The organism is Amycolatopsis cynarae (genome assembly GCF_026802195.1).
GTDB classification, from domain to species: domain Bacteria; phylum Actinomycetota; class Actinomycetes; order Mycobacteriales; family Pseudonocardiaceae; genus Amycolatopsis_E; species Amycolatopsis_E rhizosphaerae.
Genome location: NZ_CP113836.1, coordinates 1847207 through 1866197, shown reverse-complemented (window position 1 = coordinate 1866197; position 18991 = coordinate 1847207). Strand labels below are relative to the sequence as shown.

General features: G+C 70.2%; 16 protein-coding genes. 11 read left to right on the top strand and 5 right to left on the bottom strand.

Annotation, left to right across the window (positions count from 1 at the left end; all coding sequences use genetic code 11):
• Nucleotides 1–28 precede the first annotated feature (28 nt).
• Nucleotides 29–904: a hypothetical protein gene (locus ORV05_RS09010; RefSeq protein ID WP_268757987.1), complete on the bottom strand. Its 876-nt coding sequence runs from the start codon at nt 902–904 to the stop codon at nt 29–31.
• 173 nt (nt 905–1077) lie between these two features.
• Here ORV05_RS09010 and ORV05_RS09005 point away from each other — a divergent pair, with 173 nt between their 5' ends.
• The 5 genes from ORV05_RS09005 to ORV05_RS08985 are packed head-to-tail and all read left to right on the top strand — an operon-like array spanning nt 1078 to nt 5022.
• Nucleotides 1078–2457 carry a sensor histidine kinase gene (locus ORV05_RS09005; RefSeq protein WP_268757986.1) on the top strand — a complete coding sequence of 460 codons (1380 nt, stop codon included), beginning with the start codon at nt 1078–1080 and terminating at the stop codon, nt 2455–2457.
• The gene (locus ORV05_RS09000; protein WP_268757985.1) at nt 2457–2858 is read left to right on the top strand and encodes a roadblock/LC7 domain-containing protein; all 402 of its coding nucleotides are present in this window, start codon (nt 2457–2459) and stop codon (nt 2856–2858) included. Before ORV05_RS09005 ends, ORV05_RS09000 begins: the two co-directional genes overlap by 1 nt.
• Before the next feature lies 1 nt (nt 2859).
• On the top strand, nt 2860–3219 hold the full coding sequence (locus tag ORV05_RS08995; protein WP_268757984.1) for a DUF742 domain-containing protein: 360 nt from the start codon (nt 2860–2862) through the stop codon (nt 3217–3219).
• On the top strand, nt 3200–3805 hold the full coding sequence (locus tag ORV05_RS08990) for a GTP-binding protein (RefSeq protein WP_268757983.1): 606 nt from the start codon (nt 3200–3202) through the stop codon (nt 3803–3805). Before ORV05_RS08995 ends, ORV05_RS08990 begins: the two co-directional genes overlap by 20 nt.
• Nucleotides 3802–5022, top strand: a complete 1221-nt coding sequence (locus ORV05_RS08985) for a cytochrome P450 (protein ID WP_268757982.1) — start codon at nt 3802–3804, stop codon at nt 5020–5022. Before ORV05_RS08990 ends, ORV05_RS08985 begins: the two co-directional genes overlap by 4 nt.
• Here ORV05_RS08985 and ORV05_RS08980 read toward each other — a convergent pair.
• Nucleotides 4997–6226 (bottom strand): cytochrome P450, encoded by a 1230-nt coding sequence (locus tag ORV05_RS08980; protein ID WP_268757981.1) that lies wholly within the window; start codon nt 6224–6226, stop codon nt 4997–4999. The two genes, ORV05_RS08985 and ORV05_RS08980, sit on opposite strands and share 26 nt — an antisense overlap.
• A gap of 168 nt (nt 6227–6394) precedes the next feature.
• Here ORV05_RS08980 and ORV05_RS08975 point away from each other — a divergent pair, with 168 nt between their 5' ends.
• Complete coding sequence (locus tag ORV05_RS08975; RefSeq protein ID WP_268757980.1) at nt 6395–7492, top strand: hypothetical protein; 1098 nt, start codon at nt 6395–6397, stop codon at nt 7490–7492.
• Nucleotides 7493–8067: 575 nt separating this feature from the next.
• Entirely contained in the window at nt 8068–10071 is a 2004-nt protein-coding gene (locus ORV05_RS08970; protein WP_268759740.1) for a protein kinase domain-containing protein, read from the top strand.
• Nucleotides 10072–10082: 11 nt separating this feature from the next.
• On the opposite strand, the gene ORV05_RS08965 is transcribed toward ORV05_RS08970, so the two are convergent.
• The 3 genes from ORV05_RS08965 to ORV05_RS08955 all read right to left on the bottom strand — a co-directional run bounded on the left by ORV05_RS08965 (nt 10083) and on the right by ORV05_RS08955 (nt 14019).
• Nucleotides 10083–10517, bottom strand: coding sequence for a DUF6086 family protein (locus ORV05_RS08965; protein ID WP_268757979.1), 435 nt, complete (start codon nt 10515–10517; stop codon nt 10083–10085).
• Nucleotides 10518–10957: 440 nt separating this feature from the next.
• Nucleotides 10958–13333: an ABC transporter permease gene (locus ORV05_RS08960; RefSeq protein ID WP_268757978.1), complete on the bottom strand. Its 2376-nt coding sequence runs from the start codon at nt 13331–13333 to the stop codon at nt 10958–10960.
• The gene (locus ORV05_RS08955; RefSeq protein WP_268757977.1) at nt 13330–14019 is read right to left on the bottom strand and encodes an ABC transporter ATP-binding protein; all 690 of its coding nucleotides are present in this window, start codon (nt 14017–14019) and stop codon (nt 13330–13332) included. Before ORV05_RS08955 ends, ORV05_RS08960 begins: the two co-directional genes overlap by 4 nt.
• 207 nt (nt 14020–14226) lie before the next feature.
• Here ORV05_RS08955 and ORV05_RS08950 point away from each other — a divergent pair, with 207 nt between their 5' ends.
• The 4 genes from ORV05_RS08950 to ORV05_RS08935 all read left to right on the top strand — a co-directional run bounded on the left by ORV05_RS08950 (nt 14227) and on the right by ORV05_RS08935 (nt 18989).
• Complete coding sequence (locus ORV05_RS08950) at nt 14227–15519, top strand: sensor histidine kinase (protein WP_268757976.1); 1293 nt, start codon at nt 14227–14229, stop codon at nt 15517–15519.
• Between the two features lie 59 nt (nt 15520–15578).
• The gene (locus ORV05_RS08945) at nt 15579–16220 is read left to right on the top strand and encodes a response regulator (RefSeq protein WP_268759739.1); all 642 of its coding nucleotides are present in this window, start codon (nt 15579–15581) and stop codon (nt 16218–16220) included.
• A gap of 268 nt (nt 16221–16488) precedes the next feature.
• The gene (locus ORV05_RS08940; RefSeq protein WP_268757975.1) at nt 16489–17733 is read left to right on the top strand and encodes an FAD-dependent oxidoreductase; all 1245 of its coding nucleotides are present in this window, start codon (nt 16489–16491) and stop codon (nt 17731–17733) included.
• Nucleotides 17734–17762: 29 nt separating this feature from the next.
• Entirely contained in the window at nt 17763–18989 is a 1227-nt protein-coding gene (locus ORV05_RS08935) for an MFS transporter (RefSeq protein ID WP_268757974.1), read from the top strand.
• Nucleotides 18990–18991: the final 2 nt, after the last annotated feature.

Genomic DNA, 18991 nt, shown 5'->3' with positions numbered 1-18991 from the left:
CATCCGTGGTTCGCGGTTGAAGGGCACGCTATGGACCGGCCAGTGCGGCCTGGGGACTGCAGGGTTTCTCCCTCGGCCCCAGATCACGCCAGTTGAGCGACCACACTGTGACGACCCCGCCGGCACGGCGTCCCATCATGCATTCCTTGTCCTCGACGCCGATACGGGCGAACAGCGCCACGCCGACGTCAGAACCCCTGACCTGCACGAAGATCTCCGGCGAAATGCCGGCAAGGTGGGTTCCCGGGTCGACCGGCGGAGTCGGCAGGCCCGTGGCCAGTGCGGCCCGCACATCCGCCTCGGTGGGCGTCCCGGGCAGTTTGGTGAGGGTGGCATTCAGGGCTGGGTCGAATTCCGGCGGAATGCCCCGCCTCGGCAAAGGCGGTGGCGTGATCGCGACGGCGTTGTCCGGGCAGGTGATCCGAACCGGCCCGTAAGAGACCTCGTCGTCCGTGAATTCGACGCTGTAGCAGGCGTCGAACGCCTCGACCCTGGTCCAGCCGCCTTCGGATGCGGCGTGATGGATCCGCCAGACCAGGCGCGCCATCGCCCGCGAATCCTTGTGGTCCAGGTCCTTGGCCTCCAGCACACTGAAGTCGCCGGACCTGCCCAGTGGGGTCGCCAGCGCAGCGCGGGCGAACCCGGCGGCGTCGGCCTGCCGCGGATAACTGATCGCATCGGCCAAGGTCACGGACTGCCGGTCGGTCTCCGCGTAGCCGGCGGCGACCGCACTGCAAGAGGTCAGCAGCAAGGCCGCACAAACGACGGCCACACCCCTGGGTAAAAGGACCATACCGGGCACGCTATCGATTCCGCGTTTTGGCCGCCTGAGTAGTTCCACCCGGTTTGCCGCCGGGGTGCCGCCGGGCGGCGAGGGCAGCAGTCCCGGCCGCTCGGCGGCCACCTCGCGAGTGTGCTCCCTGATCGCCGCCCGGTCCGTGAAGAGTCCACATGCACCCTACTGGACAGTCGTCCTGAGCAGCGGAAACGATCGGGCAAGGATTAATCCCTCTGGTTGACGTGGCCCCCCGATGATCGAGTATCTTCGTGCGTCACCCCGACCTGAGGACTTGATCAATGTCAGCACGAGAAGACGTTCGCCCCTGGGCGCAACGCTCCCCGCTGAGCCAGGCGCTACTCGCCTCCCTGGGCGTGTTCGTCGTGGCCGGCGGTTTGTGGTCCTGGGCCGTCTTCGGGACGCCCGCCGTCATGCCCGCCGTCGCCGCGGTGCTCGCCGTAGCGCTGTGCGTGGGCGCTGCCCTCGCCGTCTACCAGGCGCGGCGGACCCGCAGCATGGTCGACAGCGTCTCCGCGATGGAAGCGGAACTCACCCAGCTAGTCGACGAAACCCTGCCCTTGGCGGTGTCGAAGCTCCGCCAGGGCACCCCGGCGAACGCGGTGCTCGCCGCACTCCCCCAGCCCACCAGGGAAATCCACCGCGGCATCCTGCGCACGCTGGTGGTCGAGATCGGTCTCGGTGAGCGCCAGCGGGCCGCGGCGATGGTGGCCTGCGCGAACGCCGCCGGGCGGGTCCAGGCCATGGCCACCAGCATGCTCGCCGACCTGCGGGAGATGGAGGAACGGCACTCCGAGGAGGTTCTCGGCGACCTGCTCGCCCTCGACCACAGCACCGCACAGGTCGGCCGGCTGGCCGACAGTATCGCCGTGCTCGCCGGTGCCCGCTCAGGCCGGCGCTGGACGAAACCGATCGTGATGGAGAGCATCCTCCGCGGGGCCATGGGCCGGATCGGCGCTTACCAGCGGGTGCGGGTCCATTCGGCCAGCGGCGCGGCGATCGCCGGGTACGCCGCCGAAGACATCATGCACACCCTCGCCGAACTCATGGACAACGCCACCAAGTTCTCCGCACCGTCGGAAGAGGTGCACGTCTACGTCGAGGAACTGCACAACGGCCTGGTGGTGACGATCGAGGACGCCGGTCTCGGCATGAAACCGCAGGCACTGGAACGGGCCAAGGACGCGGTGTCCTCCTCGGAACCGCTGGACCTGGCGAAGCTGTCCGGCACCCGGCTCGGGCTGGCCGTCGTCGGCTCACTGGCCCGCAAGCACCGGCTGGAGGTCTTCTTCCGGCCGTCGTCGCGCGGCGGAACCGGTGTGGTGGTCCGGGTGCCCAGCCAGTTGCTGGCGCAGGACCGGGGGGAATCGGTGCCGGCGGTGGCCAGGCAGACCACCGTGCCGGTCGCCACCACCCCCGCCGCAACCGCCACTGCCTTCGGTGCCGCGCAGGCCGAAACCGCGACCGCCGTCGACGAGGAGGAGCAGCGACTGCCGAAACGGCGGCGCGGGCAGACGCTCGCCTCCGCCAAGTCGCCCGGCAGCCCCAAGCCCGCACCGGCGAAGCCGCGCACCGACGCCGGAGCCCGGTTCGGCGCCTTCCGGCACGCGAACCGGCCCAAGCCCACCACACCGGACACCAACACAGGAGACGAATCCTGATGAGCACCACCAACCCGAGTCTCGAATGGTTGCTGGAGAACCTGGTGCAGGACACCCCGGGGGCCCAGCACGCACTGGTGTTGTCGCGTGACGGCCTGAAGCTCTGCCACACCGGTGGGCTGACCGTGGACAGGGCCGACCAGCTCGCCGCGATCGCCGCGGGCGTGCAGGCGCTTTCCCACAGCGCGTCCGTCGAGTTCGGCGACGGCACCGGCGGGGTCCGCCAGTCCATGACCGAATTCCACGGTGGCCTGCTCTTCATCGTCGAGGCCGGAGACGGGGCGCACCTCGCGGTGCTGGCCACCGACGACTCCGATGTCGGTCTGATCGGGCACCGGATGGACGAGCTGGTCGAGCAGATCGGCGAGTTCCTCGTCGCCGCCCCTCGCGATCAAGGCTGACATGGCTCCTCACCTGCTCGACGACGAAGACCCGGACCGGCTCTACACGATCACCCGGGGACGCAGCCGGGTCGACGACCGGCAACTGGATCTGGTGACACTGGTGGTGGCCAAGGCCGAGGCCACACCGGGGATGCAGTCCGAATACGTCAAGATCCTGCGCCTCTGCAGCGCCCCGACCTCGGTCGTGGAGATCTCCGCCGAACTGCGGCTGCCGGTGAGCGTCGTGCGGATCCTGGTGTCGGACCTGCTCCGCGATGACCTGGTGACCGTGCGGCACCCCTCGACCGGCCGTGCCCAGTTACAACTGCCCGATGTGGCATTCCTGAAGAAGGTGCTGGTTGGACTCCAAAACATCTGAGCGGCCGCGCACCCCGCTGCCCCGCACCGCGGCCGACGCGGTGAAGATCGTGGTCGTCGGCGGGTTCGGGGTCGGCAAGACCACGCTGGTCTCCTCGGTCAGCGAGATCCGGCCGCTGTCCACCGAAGAGACGATGACGCAGGCCGGCATCGGTATCGACAGCAACGCCGGCGCGCCCGGCAAGTCCACCACCACGGTCGCGTTCGACTTCGGGCGCATCACCCTGACCCCCGAACTCGTGCTGTACCTGTTCGGCGCGCCCGGCCAGGAACGGTTCTGGTTCCTGTGGGACCAGCTGTTCGCCGGTGCGCTGGGGGCCGTGGTGCTGGTGGACACCCGCCGCGTGGCCGACTCCTGGTACGCGATCGACCGCCTGGAACACCACGGGACACCGTTCGTGGTGGCGCGCAACAAGTTCCCGGGCCCCGACCACAGCCGCGACGAACTTCGCGACGCGCTGGACCTGTCCCCCGACATCCCGCTCATCGACTGCGACGCCAGGGACCGGGAATCAGCCAAGCAAGTCCTGATCGCACTCGTCAACCACCTTTACGACCTGTCCGCCGCTCGGGAGAACGCCTCATGACGGATGCAGCGCACTCGCACCAGGACCCGGTGCGGCTTTACGGACCGCGATATCAGAAGGACCCCAAGGCGCTTTACGCCGAGATCAGGGACCAGTACGGGCCGGTCGCGCCGGTCCTGCTCGAGGGCGACGTCCCCGCGTGGTTCGTCTGCGGGTACCGGGAGGTCCACCAGGTCACCACGGACTCGCAACTGTTCGCCAGGGACACCCGCCGCTGGAACGCCTGGCACATGGTCCCCGACGACTGGCCGGGAATCGGTTTCGTCGCCCACAACGACTCGGTGATGTTCACCGAGGAGAACGAGCACCGGCGGCGGGCCGGAGCGATCAGCGACGCACTGAACGAGATCGACCAGTTCGCGCTGCGGGCGCAGTGCGAGAACTTCGCCGACCGGCTGATCGACGACTTCGCGGGAACCGGCCACGCGGACCTGATGTCCCAGTTCGCCTCGACGATCCCCCTGCTGGCCGCGGCCGACATGTACGGCCTGCCGGAGTCCGAGACGCCGGACCTGGTGCGGGACATCACGCTCGCGGTCAACGCCGATTCCGATTCCGCCAACGCCCACCAGCGGGTCGCCGCCGCGATGGGGCGGCTGCTGGAGGAGAAGCGGCGGAACCCGGGCCCGGACGTCCCGTCCCACCTGCTGTCGCATCCGGCGAACCTCACCGACGAGCAGATCGTGCTGGATCTGGCGGTGGTCATCTCGGCCGCGCACCAGCCGACCGCCTACTGGATCGGCAACACCATCCGGCTGATGCTGACCGACGACCGGTTCGCCGCCAACCTCGCCGGCGGCCGGGCGAGCGTCGGCCAGGCACTCAACGAGGTGCTGTGGCAGGACACCCCGACGCAGAACTACATCGGGCGTTTCGCCACGCGGGACACCCAGCTGGGCGGGCGGCTGATCCGCACCGGTGACCTGCTCCTGCTGGGGCTGGCCGCGGCGAACGCCGATCCCCACGTGCACCCCGACGGCGGTGTCATCGGCAACCACGCCCAAATGTCCTTCGGGCACGGTGAGTACGGCTGCCCGTGGCCGGCCCCGGAGCTGGCCGAGGTGATCGCCAAGACGGCGGTCGAAGTGCTCCTCGACCGGCTCCCGGACCTGAGGCTGGCGGTACCGGCGGAAGTACTGGTCTGGCAGCCCTCGGTGTGGATGCGCGGCCTGACCAGCCTTCCGGTCCGGTTCAGCCCGACGTACGTGCCGCGCTGAACCGGACCGGCAGCGACGCCGGTCCCCGGGTGAAGACGCCCTGTTCCACCGGGTTCGCGCCCTCGTCGAGTTCGAGGTCGGGCATCGCGTCCAGCAGCAGGTTGGTGCCCACCTCGACCTCGGTCCTGGCGAGCAGCGCGCCCACGCAGAAGTGGCGGCCGAGCGAGAACGACAGGTGCTCCGCCGCGGCGGAAAACGCGGTGCCGGTGGGCAGGTCGTCGCGGAAGATGTCGAACGAATCCGGGTCGGCGAAGTGGTCCGGATCCCGGTTGGCCGCGGCGAGCAGGCAGATCACCGTGCTGCCCGCGGGCACCACGCCCCCACTGAGTTCGACGTCCTCGGCCAGCTCCCGCATGACCATGTGCACCGGCGGGCTGTAGCGGAGGGTTTCCGCGAAGGCCCGGTCGATGAGGGTCCGGTCCTCCCGCACCGCGGCCAGTTGGTCCGGGTGCGCCAGCAGGTTCTTGAACAGGCTCGCCACCGCCTTGTCCGTGGTCTCACCGCCCGCCGCGAGCAGCAGGCTGACGAACGCCTTGATGTCCTGATCGCTCATCTGCGTGCCCTCGACCTCGGCCGCGCACAGCGTGGACAGCAGGTCGTCACCGGGTTCGCGGCGCCGCCGCTGGATGATCGGAATCATGTACGCGGCCATCTCCTCGCCCGCCCGCACTCCGGCCTCGTTGACCTCGGGGTCCTGGCTGAGGTTGCCGAGGAACTCGATGACCGCGGTGTACCAGCGCTGGAACCGCACGTGGTCGCTCTTGTCCAGGCCCAGCATGTCGACGATGACGTTGATCGGGAAATGCCGCGCGAAGTCCCAGACCAGGTCCGCGCGCCCCGCGTCGCGGAAGCGGTCGATCAGGTCACGGGCGTTGCGCTCGATCACCGGCAGGAACTTCTGCTGCAACTCGGTGCCGCGGAAGGCCGGCGCCACCAGTGCCCGGCGGACGGAGTGCTCGCGCCCGCTCATCTGGACGATGGTCCGCCCGCCGTGGGCGGGTTCGAGCTGCCACACGTAGTTGTCGGTGGTGAAGGCCGGGTCCTTGCACGCCCGCACGACGTCGTCGTAGCGGGAGATGATGAATTTCTGCATCGGTTCGTGCCAGAGCAGCGGTGCGTGCTCCCGCATGATCCGGTACGCGGCATAGGGGTTTTCCGCGAATTCCGGGGAAAGAATGTCTGGCGCTTCGTGGGCGATGGTCACGGGCCCTCCCTGGACCGGCAATGGACAGCGAGTCAGAGGTTAACGATCTTCGGACCGGTTCCGTTGACCGGTCGCCGAAGTTCAGGCGGTCGGACTAGCGCTACATTCGGCACACGGGTGCCGGACCGGCGCCCTTTCTGCTGTGACGAAGCCTTAGGCTCCGTGATCATGACGGAGCGCCCACGCTGGAAGTCGCCGCTACTCGGCACCTTCGTTCTCGCGACGGTCCTGCTGGTCGCCGTCAGCGGCTGGCTGCTGACCGATCCGGCGACCACCCGCGCCGACGCGCTGCGCACCGGTGGCCTGGCCGCGGGTGCGGTGGTCGCGCTCTATGCCCTCTGGCTCAACGACCGGCGACGGCAGGTCGAGGAGAACCGGCAGCGGGTCGAGCGCGAACGGTACGAACTGGAACTGCTGCGCGCCGAACGCGACCGGGAACGCGTCACCGACGAACGGTTCGGCAAGTCCGTCGAACTGCTGGGCAGCGACGCCGATCAGGTCCGGGTCGGGGCGCTGCACGCGCTCGCCGGGGTCGCGCGCGCCAGCTCCGGCTACACGCAGACCGTGCTCGACGTGCTCTGCGCCTACCTGCGCCGCCCGTTCGACCATCCCCGCTACCACGGCGAGGACGACGAGCCCGACGAGCCCGATCCGGTGGCCGAACGCGAACTCCAGGTCCGGCTCACCGCGCAGCGCCTCATCGTGGATCTCCTGCCACCGGCCGGTGCCGCCGCTCCGGCCTACGACCTCGACCTGACCGGCGCCGTGCTGGAGTACTTCGAACTGACCGGGCGCAAGGTCGGCACCCTGGTCCTGCGCTACGCACGGCTCTACAGCAGCTCGAACCTCAGCGGGACCGAGTTCACCGGCCCGGTCTGGTTCACCAGGGCGACCACCGGGGAAGGCCGGTTGAGCGGCCGGTTTCGCTGCCAGGGAGCGCACTTCCGCTCCCGCGCCTGGTTCAGCGGGGTCCATTTCGGCTTTTCCGCGTGGTTCGACCGCGCCCGCTTCGACGGCGAGACGGCCTTCAAAGGAATGGTCTGCACCGGTGATTTCAGCCTGCGCGACGCTGTTTTCGCAACCTCATTGGACCTTCACCAGGCCGAGTTCGGAAGCGACGTCGATCTGCGCTTCACGGCACCGCAACCGGCCATTTCGCTCGACAACACCATCGTCGGCCCGGACCACAACATCGAACTGCCCGACGGCTGGGCGACCGAAACCCTCGACTCCCACCGCGCCCGGATCAGGGTCCACAAGGCCTGACGCCGGTTCGGCGACAGCGGGGCGCCGTGTGCGTGTCATCGGGGTTTCATCGGTACGTAGTTGGATGGCGGCCGGACGTGTGGTCGGTGATCGTGGTGGAGGGCTGGGTTCATGGTGAGTCCACTGGGGGCGTCGGATCCGCGGCTGGTGGGGCCGTACCGGGTGCTGGCGGGGCTGGGCGAAGGCGGGACGGGTCGGGTTTGGCTGGCCTCGGGGCTGGACGGACGGCTGGTCGCGGTCAAGCAGATCCACCCCCGGCTCGCGGCCGAAGAAGACTTCCGAGCACGGTTCGCCCGTGAGGTGGCCGCGTCCCGCCAGGTGTCCGGGGCATACCTCGCCGCGGTCGCCGACGCGGACCCCGCCGCGGAGGTACCGTGGCTGGCGTCCGCGTTCGTGCCCGGCCCTTCGCTGCGGGAGACCCTGGACACGACGGGTCCGTTGCCCGAAGAGGCAGTGCTGCGTTTGGCCGCGGGGCTGGCCACGGCGCTGGCCGACCTTCACCAGGCCGGGGGTGGTGCACGGGCGCCTGAACCCGTCGAAGGTGCTGTTGACCGCCGACGGGCCGCGGCTGATCGATTTCGGGCTCGGCGCGGCCGCGGGAACGGAGGACGGACGGGGAGCCGGCCGGCCGGCCGGCCGGCTCGGCCGGGTTCGCCTCGCCCGAGCAGGTCGAGGACGGAGAACCGGATCCCTCCAGCGACGTGTTCTCGTTGGGCTGCGTACTGGCGGCGGCGTGTACGGGGAACAGCCCATTCGCCGGTTCCTCGACGGTGCGGACGTTGTACAACATCGTGCAGGGTGAGCCCGACCTCGGCGCGCTGCCCGCGCGACTGCGCCCGATCGTCGAAGCGTGCCTGGCCAAGAACCCCGCCGGCCGGCCCGGCCCGGCCCAGGTCCTGGAGGCAGTCGGCGCCCCGGCCCCCACCGCTCGACCGTGGCCGCCCGCGGTGCACCAGATGATCGACGCACAGCACGCGCAGCTCGCCGGGCTCGCCGGAACGCCGCCTAAGCCTGGCGGACCCCGGACCGCGTGGGCGCCCGTCGGCTACGGGCAAGCCGGGCAGCCCGGCACCGGCCCGGCCGACTGGTCCAGCTGGGCTCCTCCTGTTGCACCCCAACCGATCCCGCCCCAGCCGATCGGGCCACCGAAGGCTCGTGGTCGTCGTCGCGCGATGTGGTATGGCATTCCAGCCGTGCTGTGCGTGGTGCTCGCCGTCGTCGCGGCCGTGGTGTTCTGGCCGGACAACTCCGCACAGCCGCGGTTCCCGCCGAGGGCAGTACCGAACGGGAAGGGTGGCTTCCTTTGGGCGGTGACCACGGACGGGAACAAGACGGGTGAATTCGTCGGCATGTGGAGCACGCCGACGACGGTGGTGCTGGGCACCGACCACGAGATGACCGCCTACGACATCGCGACCGGTGCGGCGGTCTGGACGTGGAAACCGCCGGAAGCCGACGGGTCCCCGTTGCTGTGCGGGATGAGCAACACGACCTCCGATGGGGTCGGGGCGTTCACCTACGGAGTTTTCGGCAAGGACAGCGTCGACCACTGCGACCATCTCCAGGTCATGTCGGTGGCCACGGGCAAACTCGGCTGGGCACAACCGGTCAGTCTGGTCGGTGCGGGAGCCACCCGATGGCCGCGGCAGGGCGGCAGCCAGTCGTTGTCGATCGGTGGTGGTGTGGTGGTCGCGCCCTACGCCGGGGTGAACACCCATGAGCCGGTGACCACGGACCTGATCGCCGTGGACGCCAAGACGGGACGGCCGCAGTGGTCCACCGACTTCGGCGGCGGCCCGCAGCCTGGCGACAGCAAGGCGTGCAAGCTCGGCGGGCAGGCGCAGGTGTACCAGGGCAGGATCTATGCGCTCGCCCTGTGCACTGGGATCAGTCCCACGCTCGACCCCGAGGTGATGCTCATCCGGAACCCCCAGACGCTGCTCGTTTCCGACCTGCTGACCGGTTGCCGCGACAGCACCCCCGACTGGACGCTCAACGACGCGCGATTCGTGCTGACCGGCAACGACAATTATCTGCTCGCAGCATGCAGAAGTTATCGGGATCAGCATTACCACGTTTCCGTGCTGGCGAGCCAGAACGGCCGTGAGACCGCAATCGGCAATCCGGTGGATCTGACGTTCACCGACACCGGCATCTTGGATCCCCCCGCCGGCGGCAGCACCCTGCCGTCGAATCTCGTGCTGGGCAAGGACTCCTTTTACCTGCTTCGGAAAGGGAGCAGCGGCGACGACGGAGTGGTCGCGTTCGGCCCGCCGAGCCCCTGGCAGAAGTGGAACGCCGAGGTGGCCGGAGCCAGCTCGGTGGTGCTGCTGGGAGCCGACGACTCGGGGGTGGTGCTCATGGCGGCCGGAATGTCCGGTCCGGCGCTGTACACCATCACCGGGAAGGACCAGGTAACCAAAGTGTCCGCGTTGAACCCCGAGCAGGTGAAGGCCTTCTCCGACGCGACCGGGGACGCTGTACCCCGGGGCGTACGCATCGGCGACTACGTGGCGATCGTGTTCCCCGGCATCCGGAAGAACGGGGAGACGCTGCTCGGAGTCACGCGAGTGAGGTAGCGCCCGGCAGGTCACCAGGCCATCGCGGCCGAGTGCTCGGCGGCCAGTTCGGCCAGCCGGTCCGGGCCGGCCTGCGCCGCGAGCCCGCCGGGCCCGATTTGAACATCCCGAGTGGGGGTACCCGGCTGCTCGCTCAGGGCGGGAACCGTGCCGCCACCTCGCTCGACCAGAACGATCGCCGTAGCGACGAACCCCTCCAGCAGCGACCGCAGAATCAGGTGGTTCGACTCCCGGTAGCGCCGGACCAACGCGTCGGTGAACGCCGTGAAGGCAACAAGATCGATCCCATGGCAGTCGGGATCGCCCGGCCCCCACCGGCCGACCCCGATCCCCGACGGCAGTTCGGCCAGCGGCTCCAGCGCCTTGGCCACGTCCACGAACAAGCGGCCGGGGCCGTTGGACGGATTCCACAAGGTCCGCTCACCGACGTCGAAAGATTGGCTCATCAGCATCCGCCTCGCGATTGTCCGGGTAATGGTGTTTCCCTGCCGACGCGCCGGGTGGAAATCCGGCGGGATGGGCAGTGCAACTCAGCTTCTGCCGCGGTAGCGCTCTTCCCACCTCGACAGGGTTTTTGATGATCGCAGGGCACGGGTGGTCCGGCGAGCGATTTTTTCGACACCACACCGGGGCGGGCGGTCGAGACTGGGCCCATGGCCGATGAAACGTGCACCCCGGCGACCGGCGCTTCGCCCTTACGCGTTTCCACGGTCCCAAGGCGGTGCCGGTCGATGGCCCCCGATAGACCGCGTAGCCCTCGCAAACGGCGATACCCGGCTCAATCTCCCCGGCCCCCACACCTCGATGTTGCCAGGCCGGCACCGCACCCCCGGCGCGACGGGCATCGCGGGCCGCGGGGGTGCGCCGCTCGGCCGGGCGAGTGCGCCTACTCGCTGCGCAGGGCCACCGCCGGGGGCTTTCGGGCCGCCCAGCCTGCCGGGAGAAGCGCACCCGCCGTCGCGATGATCAGTCCGCCGAGGACCAGTGCGACGACCAGCGGCAGGGAGTAGATGGCGATGTCCGCCGCCGGGATGCCGCTGCCCGCGGCGGAGCCCATGGCCGACACCACCGCACCGTGCAGCAGGATGCCGATCGGAGCCCCGATCACGCCGGAAACCAGGCCGATGCCGGCCACCGACGTGACGACCATGGCGACGGTTTGCCGCGGCGACATCCCCAGTGCCTTGAACACCCCGAAGTCGTGGACGCGTTCACGGGTGTCGAGAACGACCGTGTTCAGCACCCCGAGCCCGGCCACGGCCACCAGCATCAGGGTGAGCAGGGCCACCAGGCTTTCCATGGCGAGGAAATTGGAGCCCACGTGGCCGGTGTTGGGCTGAGCGGTGATGTCGTACGGCTGCAGTGCCCGGTCGAGGGAGTCCAGGTAGCTCGCCTGGCTCACGCCCGGCCGGAGGTCGATGTCGAACTGGACGGACACCGGCAGGATTTCTTCGTCGAGGCCGTCCAGTGAAGCGATGTCCGTCAGCACGGCCTCGTGCGTCGAGAAGATCTCGCCGACCAGTCGCACCGTCACGCTGCGGCCCTGGTTGGTCAGGGTGATGGTGTCCCCGACCCGCGTGCCGGTGCTGCGCAGGAAGCCGGTCGGGGCGACCGCCTCCCCCGGCCCGCGGAACCAGGTCCCGCTGAGCATCCGGTACGAGGCCCAGGAGGAGTCGCCCTGGTAGGCGATCACCTCGGTCTCCCCGGCCAGCCCGGCCACGCCGACACGGGTCTGGCCGGTGCTGAAGAACCGCCGGGTACCCGGCTGGGCCTTGATCAGGGCGGCGATCTCGGTGGGGTCGGCCTGCCGGGTCGGCTGCCCGGTCACGCCCATCCCGACGGCGGGCGGCGCCGGTGGGCCGAAGAGCTGGACCACGGCCGCGCCGGGCGACCTGCGGTTGAGATCATCCTGGATCGCGCTCAGCGAAACGGCCAGGCCGACGCCGAAGGTGACCCCGACCGTCCCGAGGACCACGGCCGCGACCACCGTCGCCGATCGCGACGGCCGCTTGAACGGGCCGGCCAGACCGAGGCTCAGCGCCCGGGGCAGCGGCAGGCGCCCGAGCAGGCGGTTGACGGTGCGGCCGCGTCCGGCCCGCGGTGTGCGGCCCACGGCGATCGCCTCCACGGTGCGCAGCCTGCCGGCGCGCAGCGCCGACGGCAGGGCCGTGGCCACCACCGCGCCGAGCGCGAGCGCGGGGACCGCGAGGTCGAGCCACGGAGCCAGAGTCGGCGTCCCGTCGCCGAACGCATCGCCCGCATCGGCCATGACCGGGATCGCCAGCAGGTTTCCCGACACGACGCCCAGTGCGGTGCCGATCGAGGCCGGGATCAGCGCCTGGCCGACGTAGGCGCGCGCCACCTGCGCCGGGGTGAAGCCCAGCGCCTTCAGGATGCCGATCCGGCGCGTGGCCGCGGTGACCGCGCCGCTGACCACGATCCCGATGATCAGGATCGACATGCACAGTCCCAGCACACCGAAGGCGGCTACGAACGGGACGAAGGTCGCGGCGGTCTTCTCGGCGGCCGCCCTGAGCTTCAGATAGGAGGCGGCCTCGGTCATCGAGCCCGGCGGCACCGCCGCGGAGACCGCGGCCCGGTCCGCGGCCAGCTCGGCATCCGTGTCCGCGGTACGGAAACGGTAGAGCATCTGGTAGGCGGGGTTGGTATCCGATGTGGACAATGCTGCCAGCTGCGCCGGCGTCACCCAGGCAGAGGAGCTGTCGGACATCGACCGGGCCTGCCCGACCACGGTGAGCGCCGGTTTGCCCGGCAGGTCCGGGAAGGTCATCCTGTCGCCGACCTCGAAGGGCGAGTCGGTGGAGCTCACCACGACCTCGCCCGGTTCGGTGGCCCAGCGGCCCGAGGTGATCACCAGGTCGTCGACCGGACCGCCGTCATCGGCGCGACCGACGAAGGTCATGCGCTCCAGCTGCAGGCCTGGGGGCAGTCCGTCGGCGCTCTCGGCCGGGGACGGCCGCAGGGACAGGACGGGGAACGGACCGGCGCTGGCCGTCACCCCGGCCACCCTTGCGGTCGCCGCGAGCTGGGTCGCGGTGACCTTGCCCGCGTCGAACCGCGCGGTCAGGTGAGCACCGCGCTGCTGGGCGAAGGCCGTGTCGAAGGGAGCCTGCGAGGCCACCAGTAGCCCGGCGGCCAGTATCGAGGCGGTGACCGCCATCATCGTGGTCAGGACCATCACCACGGTCTGCCAGCGGCGCCGCGCGGTCCCGGCGCGCACCACCTTGCCGAGTGCGCTCACTGGACCGCCACCCGCTCGTCCCGGAAGATCCTGCCGTCGAGCAGTTCGATCGTCCTGGTCGTGCAGGACCGGGCGAGCGCGACGTCATGGGTGACCAGCAGGATGGTCTGGCCGTTCCGGTTGAGCTCGACCAGCAGCTCCCGCACGTCCGCCGCCGAGGCGCTGTCGAGCGCGCCGGTCGGCTCGTCGGCCAGCAGCAGCGCCGGACGGTTCATCAGGGCTCGTGCCACCGCGACCCGCTGACGCTCACCCCCGGACAGCCGCCCGGGATAAGCCTTGGCATGCCGGGCGATACCGAGCGACTCCAGCAGCTCGGCGGCCCGCCCGCGGGCCGTACCGGCGGGCATTCCGGCCAGTTGGGCGGGAAGCATCACGTTGTCCTCGACGGTCAGGTCGTCCAGCAGGTTGAAGAACTGGAAGACCATGCCGATCCGTTCCCGCCGGTACCGCGCCAGCTCGGCCTCGCTCATCTCGTCGATCCTCAAACCGTCCACGAAGACAGCGCCCTCGCTGGGCTTGTCCAGTCCGGCGATCAGGTTGAGCAGGGTCGACTTGCCGCTGCCGGAGCGGCCGAGCACGGCCAGCGCCTCACCGGTACCGACTTCGAGATCTATTGTGGACAATGCTGGTCTGCCGACGTCGTATTTCTTGCTCACGTCGCGGATCCGGATGAGCGGCGCGGTCACGGGGCCTCCAGGAGAACGGGGACGAAATTGCGCCGTCAACGCTAGGTTGGTGCGCGGCAGCGGCGCGTCGGCCGCGAAAACGAAAACCCGTTCCGTCTGCCGGACGACCGGCTCCCGCGTCATCCTTTCGGAGGAGGCCCCGCGGACGAGTCGACCTCGCCGTCACGAAGGATGTGGCGCGGGACAAGGGGCTGTCAGACTGCTCCGGTGCACACAGGAGACCTCAGGACCCGATGGAACGCCACCCTCGCCGTGGTGCGCCGGGGCCCGTTCCCGCCACCCGGCCCGTCCCGTTGGACCTGGGCGGCCGATGCGGTTCTCGCGCTGGTCCTGGCCATCGGCACGCTGAACGGTGCGCTGAACAGGCCTGACGACGTCACCGAGTCCCCGACGCAGCCGATGGGGCCGTTCGGCCTGCCGTCCGGGGTGCCGTCGGCACCCGATGCCCCGATCGGGATCGTCACCCACCACTACGGTCCCGCCCAGCCCTGGCAGGTGGCCCTCGCGCTGCTGGCCACGCTGCCGCTGGCCGCCCGCCGCCGGTATCCGCTCACGGCGTTCGGCGTCGTCCTTCTCGCCAGCGCGCTGTACCACCTGAGCCCGGGGTTCGACCCCACGTTCACCTTCGCCGCCTGCATGATCGGGGCCTACAGCGCGGCGGTGCACAGTCCGCGGCAGCCGGTCGCGACGATCAGCGCGCTGGCCGGAGTGGTGTGGCTGATGGTCACGCACACCGAGAGCGTGCCCGACCGCAAACCGAGCCTGCTGATCCTTCTGGTGCTGATCCCGGTGGGTCTGGCGGCCAACACCGTTTCCGTCTGGAAGGCCAGGATGCGGGCCGCCGAGGAGGAGAAGGCGCTGGCGACGAAACTGGCGGTGGAGCAGGAGCGGTCCCGGATCGCGCAGGAACTGCACGACGTGATCACCCACAGCATCAGCGTGATGATGGTGCAGGCCGGTGCGGCCCGGAAGGTGATGGAGACCGCGCCCGACAAGGCCCACGACGCCCTGCTGGCCGTCGAATCCGGCGGACGGGCCGCGATGACGGAACTGCGCCACACCATGGACCTGCTGACGATGAGCAGTGAGGACCCGGAATTCCTGGCCGAGGAGGCGCCTGCGCCCGGTCTGGCCCAGCTGGACACACTCGTGGCGCGGGTCCGGCAGACCGGCATGCCGGTGGAGCTGACCGTGACCGGCACCGCGGTCCCGCTCTCCGCCGGGTTGCAACTGGCCGTCTACCGGACGGTGCAGGAAGCGCTGACCAATGCGATGAAGCACGCGATCGGCGCCCGGGTGGCCGTCGCACTGCAGTACGACGACGGCCGGCTCCGGGTTTCGGTGACCGACACCGGCGGCACCACCGCGCCGGCGGGCAACGGTCGCGGGCTGATCGGCATCCAGGAACGGGCCGGCGTCTACGGCGGCACTTTCGAGGCGGGCGAGCTTCCCACCGGCGGCTACCGGGTGTCCGTCGTCTTCCCCATGGAGGGTGCGTGAACGAGGCGCTGCGGGTGGTGGTCGCCGACGACCAGACCCTGCTCCGAACCGGCTTCGCCATGATTCTCACCGCCGACGGAATCGACGTCGTCGGCGAGGCGGGCAACGGGGCCGAGGCCGTCGAACTGGTCCGCGATACCAAGCCCGACGTGGTGCTGATGGACATCCGGATGCCGGAGGTCGACGGCCTCGAGGCCACCCGGCGGATCCTGACCGGGATCGCGGATCCGCCGCGCATCATCATTCTCACCACCTTCGATCTCGACCGGTACGTGTACGCCGCCCTCAGCTCGGGTGCCAGCGGCTTCCTGCTCAAGGACGTCACCCCCGAGCAACTGGTCGCCGGGGTGAGGACGGTGCGGGCGGGCGACGGACTGCTCGCGCCGAGCATCACCCGGCGCCTGATCGAGCGCTTCGCGCCGAGCGAAGAGGCGGTGGGCCCGGCACTGCACCGCGACCTTTCGGTGCTCAGTCCTCGCGAGCTCGAAGTGCTGCGTCTGCTCGCCAAGGGGCTCAGTAACGCCGAGCTCGCCGGACAACTCCACGTGAGCGAGACGACGGTGAAGACGCACGTCAGCCGGATCTTGCTGAAGCTGGATCTGCGAGACCGGGCCCAGGCCATCGTGATGGCCTACGAAACCGGACTGGTCACCCCGGGAGGCGGGGGCCGATTCGGCCGGGACGCTCGGACATCGCCGTGAGGGGTCCCCTCACGGTCCGGTCGGCTCGGGTCCGCCGGCAAGTCCCACGCCGGGGCCGGGGCGGGATGCCCTGAAGGTCGCCTTCAGGGTCACAAACGCCCTCAAGGCCACCTTGAGGGCACGCCCCCGGTCCCGCGAGTGCCGTTCCCCTGTCGAGCGATTGCTGTGAGGGGACCCCTCACGGGAAACGTGAGCGCCGATTGGGAAATCCACTGGCGCCGTCCCGCCGCACGGCGTGTACTGGCTGGACGCGGACGAAGGGCGGGCGATGAGCGACTCGTACGACGTCGTGGTCGTCGGTGGTGGCGCCGGTGGCATCGGAGCGGCGGTCGGCGCCGCGTGGTCCGGAGCGCGGGTCCTGCTGGTGGAGCAGTACCCGTTTCTCGGCGGCGCGGCCACCATCAGCTCGGTACTGACCTATTGCGGCTTCTTCGACCAGCGCGGCGAACGCGTCGTGGCCGGGGTCGGTGAACGGGTGCTGCGGGAGCTGCGCGATCTCGGCGCGTACGAGGAAAAGGTCATGGGCTGGACGGGGAACCGGATCGTCCTGCTCGACGCCGAGGCCACCAAGCTCGCCTGCGACACGGTCACCGCGGAAGCGGGTGCCGACGTCCGCCTGCACACCACCCTCATCGGCGCGCGCCGGGACGGCGACCTGGCGGCCGAGATCGAACTGCACCATCGCGGCGGACGCGAGACCGTCACCGCCGCGGCCTTCGTCGATGCCAGCGGCGACGGGGCGCTGCTGGCCGCGGCGGGCGCCGGGGTACGGGTGGAGCCGGTCGAACGCCGCCAGACCAGCACGCTCGTCTGCCGCTTCGGCGGGGTGGCCGAGAATGCCGACCTGTCCCGGGAGGGGCTGCGCGCGGCCATCGGCGCCTACCGCCACGACACCGGCATCGAACTGGCGCGCGACTACGGGATCGCGGTGCACCTCCCGCTGACCGGGGAGGTCATCGCGCTGCTGGTCGACGAGCAGGCCGACGTTCTGGACGCGGCCACCTTCAGCCGTGACGAGGCCAGTGCGCGCCGCCAGGCCTGGCGGTATCTCGACGCGCTGCGCAAGCACCTTCCCGGCTGGTCCAGGGCCCACCTGATCGAGACCGGCCCGCAGCTGGGTATCCGGGAAGGCAGGCACCTGCTCGGCCGGGACACCGTCACCGGCGCCGACGTGCTCGGCGCGCGCAAACGTCCGGAGTCCTCGATCGCCCGCTGCGGCTGGCCCGTCGAGGACCACGCCGGTCCCGGCGTGACCCGCTACGTCCCCATCGCGGGCCGCGGCTGGTACGACGTACCCTACGACGCGATCCGCTCGGCCGACACCGAAAACTTATGGGGCGTCGGGCGGTTGACGAGTTCCGATCCCGAGGCCTACGCCTCCGTGCGCGTGATGGGAACCGCTTTCGCCACCGGGCACGCCGCCGGTGTCGCCGCCGCCCAGTACGCCGACGGAACCAGGCACGACGTGGCCGCGATCCGTACCCGGCTCCTGCGCCAGGACGCGATCATCTGACCTGCCTTCGTCCGATGGGAGCCTCGACGATGAGTGCCAAACCTACGCCCTACCGGTGGGTCGTACTGGTGTTGTGCTGGGCCGCCTTCACCATGACCTCGGTCGACCGCTCGACCTGGGGACCCGCCGCCGCCGCGGTCAGCGACTCCTGGCACGTCCCCCTCGCCGCGCTCGGCATCTTCGCCACCTGCTACTACATCGGCTACGTCCTCTCCAACGCGGCGGGCGGGTTCCTCACCGACTGGGGCGGCAGCCGCCTCGTGCTCGGCCTCAGCCTGCTGGTCGCGGGCTCGCTGATGATCGTGTTCGGCTCGACCACGTCGATCCCCGTCGGCATCACCGTGCAGGGACTGGTCGGCCTGTTCGCCGGTGTCGAGTTCTCCGCCGGGATGAAGCTCATCACCACCTGGCTGCCGGAGCGGGAAATCGGGCTGGCGAGCGGGATCTTCATGACGGCCACCTCACTCGGCACCGTCATCGCCAACGCCGTCGTACCGACGCTGATCAAGCACACCGGCTGGGGCGCCTCCTACCACGTCTTCGGCGGCGTCACCGTCGTGCTCGCCGTGCTGTGCACCGTCTTCCTGCGCAACGGCACAGCGGCCCGCGGCGAGGCCACGCGCGCTCTGCCCGACCTCCGGCCGCTGCTGCGCAACAGGGATCTCCTGCTGCTCGGTCTTGCCGGGTTCGGCGGCCTGTGGGGCACCTACGGGTTCGTCACGTGGTCCAACACCCTCATGATGAAGGGCAGTCACCTCTCCGGTGTCGACGCGGGCCTCGTCGTGGTGATCTTCTCCGGGGTCGCCGTGGCCGTGAAGCCGCTCGTCGGCTGGGTCACCGACCGCCTCGGCCTCGGCATGCGCCTGCCGATCATGGCGATCCTGCTGCTGTTCACCGCGTCGCTGCTGGTTTTCGGCGCGATGCGCAGCTACGGCGCCTTCCTCGCCGTCGCGCCCGTGCTCGGGATCGCGGCCTACGCCTACAGCCCGCTCACCGCCGCGATGATCCCGAAGCTCGCGGGCGGCCTCCTCGCGGGCTCCGCGGCAGGGGCCGTCAACGCCGTCTGGCAACTCGGCAGCGTCCTCGTCCCCGCCGCGGTCGGGCCCGTCTTCCACGCCACCGGCTCGTTCTACGCCGCCTTCGCCCTCCTCGCCGCCGGGCCCCTGCTCGGCGCCGCCGCCGTCCTCGGCATCCGCGACGACCGTCCGGAAAGGACAACCGGGGCTTCGGCGGCAACCGTGGGCCAGCCCGGGTAAGC